Below are 2,354 nucleotides of genomic sequence, written 5' to 3' on the forward strand. Positions count from 1 at the left end.
ACGGGCTGCGCCGGCGGGTCGCCGCCGAATTCGAGCGGCGCAACATTGCCCCGAACGTGGTCGCGGAGATCGATTCGCTCTCGCTGGTGATGAGCTGCGTCAGCGAGGGCATCGGCGTCACCATCAAGCCGATGTCCGCCCTGCAGGCAGGAGGGAGGAGCGGCGAGGACTGGCGCGCCCTGCCGATCTCGGACGCGCGTATCACACGCCGCAACTACGTCTATTCGATCAAGCCGGACCTGCTGGCGCCTGCAGCCCTCGCCGTCGCCAAGGAGCTTCAGGATACGGCGCGAGCGCTCGTCACATCCGGACAATGGCGCGGCGTCAGCCTGGTCAATGATTCCGAGTGTTCCGCCGTCCCGCCGGCCGCCTAGGGCACCTGCCGGCCGTCTGTGCGGCTTACGATCGAGGCCGATCTCCAATGCTCCGACCTGATCGGCCGGGAGCGCCGACGCGTGGCGGGTCGCGACTGCATCGCGCCCCGCCTCCGGCCTGTGTCTCGTCTATTTGAGGGCGGCCTGGCCGGCCAGAGATACGACGTTGTCCTGGGCGCCCGAGCCCCCACTCACACCGACGGCACCGATGATCTTGCCGTCCACGATCAAGAGATTGCCGCCGCGTGATGCGATCACGTCGTCGAGGGTGACGAGATAGTTGAAATAGGCGCCCTTGCCGATCAACGTCTCGAACACCAGCGTCGGGCGTCGGTAACGTGCCGCCGTGCGCGCCTTGTGCTGGGACACGCCGATCGACGCATATTGGCAATTGTCCTGCTTCTCGAAGTAAACGAGATCGCCGCTCGGATTGACCACGGCGATGCAGAATGCGTTCCAGTTGCGCTTTGTCGTCTCGGCGACGGCCGCAGCAGCCACTTTCTTGGCCACCTCCAGGCTGATCGGCTCCCCGTAGGGGGGGAGGAGCCCGCGCATCTGCCACCGCATCATTGGGATTGTCGGTGGTCGCCGCCGTCTGGGCGAAGCTGCTCGAACACTGCAAGGCTGCGAGGCATGCGATGATGCTCAGAATGGTCCGATAGTGCATGTCGTCCTCCCGATCCTGTTGCCTTCCCTGTCGGCGGGCTTGGCCGCCTTGTTCTGCTCTATGAAACGTCTGGTCGTTCGCGTTGCGGACGCTCGGCGCCTGCCTTCATTTCGACTGCTGCGCTTCCAAGCTGCCGACCTGTTCGGGCTGCCCCGCTTGCATCTCCGGCGGCGCCATGCGCTGCAGGTCGGCGCCGCTGGTCTCGGGCAAGGCCATTGCTGCAAGGAAAGCGAGGCCATAGGCGGCGAGTGCGCAAAGGCCCATCGACAGGCCCAGCGGATGCGAAGCGGCAAGCACGCCGACGGTCGCAGGCACGACTGAGCCGAACCCGCGCCCGCCGCCGAGGCAGAAGCCCTGCCCGCTCGCACGAACCTCGGTCGGAAACAATTCGGCGAAGGTCGGCAACATTCCCGATGCCAGCCCACCCTGGAACGCGCCCAGGAAGAAGCTGAGCAGAATCGTCGTGTTCGCGCCGATCGGAGCAAGCAGGTAGATGCTCGCGTTCACCGCCTGGCACAGCAGGAAGATTATGAACGCGGGACGCCGACCGGTGCGATCCGAAAGCCAGCCATAGAGCAGGGGTCCGAGCAGCGAGCCCAGGATGTTCATGGCAAGATAGCCTGCACTGCTCCCCACGGTCAGGTTGAGGACCGTGCGCAGATAGGTCGGCAGCCAGGTGATCATGACGTAGGCGCCGCCGAAAATGCCGGTGGCCATCGTGGCCGCCGCCACGGTGCGTCGCAGGTGGGCTCCGGTGAAGATCGTCCAGGCCGGCAGTTCGGCCGTGCTGTTCGTCCGGCTCTGGCGGTACAGCCCGGACTCCGGCACGAGCCGGCGGATGAAGAAGACGAGAAACGCCGGCGCGATCCCGACCGCGAAGAAGACCCGCCAGCCGAGCTCTTCAGGAAACAGCGATGAGATCACCGGAAGAAGCGCGACGGAGATCGCATAGCCCACCGCGTAGCTGCTTTGCACCGATGCGGCCACCCGGCCACGCAGCGCGGGCCTGACGACCTCGCTGATCAGGACCCCGCCCACGGCCGCCTCGCCGCCATAACCGAGCCCCTGGAGAAAACGCACGACCAGCAGAAATTTGAAGCCGGTCGCGAAAGCGGATGCGAGGGTGAAGAGCGCGACCCAGAGGATCGTCAGCTGCAGCACCTTGATGCGGCCGATGCGATCAGCGAGGATTCCGCCACCCCAGCCGCCGACCGCTGCGCCGACGAGCGCTGCGGTCGCGAGGTAGCCGGCTTCGGGGCGTGTCAATCCGATGGTTGCAATCAGCGCCGGGATCACCAGCGCATAGATCGTCG

Annotated in this window: 3 protein-coding genes; 1 reads left to right on the forward strand and 2 read right to left on the reverse strand. The window is 65.9% G+C overall.

Going from position 1 to position 2,354, the window contains the following annotated elements; translation table 11 throughout:
- A partial coding sequence (locus BRAS3809_RS23960) for a LysR substrate-binding domain-containing protein (protein ID WP_035657993.1) occupies nucleotides 1–374 on the forward strand: 374 nt, incomplete at its 5' end.
- Nucleotides 375–503: 129 nt separating this feature from the next.
- Here BRAS3809_RS23960 and BRAS3809_RS23965 read toward each other — a convergent pair.
- Both BRAS3809_RS23965 and BRAS3809_RS23970 read right to left on the reverse strand, forming a co-directional pair.
- The gene (locus tag BRAS3809_RS23965; RefSeq protein ID WP_008964619.1) at nucleotides 504–944 is read right to left on the reverse strand and encodes a GlcG/HbpS family heme-binding protein; all 441 of its coding nucleotides are present in this window, start codon (nucleotides 942–944) and stop codon (nucleotides 504–506) included.
- Nucleotides 945–1,146: 202 nt separating this feature from the next.
- Nucleotides 1,147–2,354 (reverse strand): MFS transporter (locus BRAS3809_RS23970; RefSeq protein WP_052523480.1); only part of this gene is annotated, 1,208 nt, incomplete at its 5' end.

It is taken from the genome of Bradyrhizobium sp. STM 3809, from assembly GCF_000239795.1.
Classification (GTDB): domain Bacteria; phylum Pseudomonadota; class Alphaproteobacteria; order Rhizobiales; family Xanthobacteraceae; genus Bradyrhizobium.

Bases quoted from the DNA above. Each gene is read 5' to 3' on its own strand.
- BRAS3809_RS23965 (WP_008964619.1), bottom strand. From the start codon at position 944: ATGATGCGGTGGCAGATGCGCGGGCTCCTCCCCCCCTACGGGGAGCCG.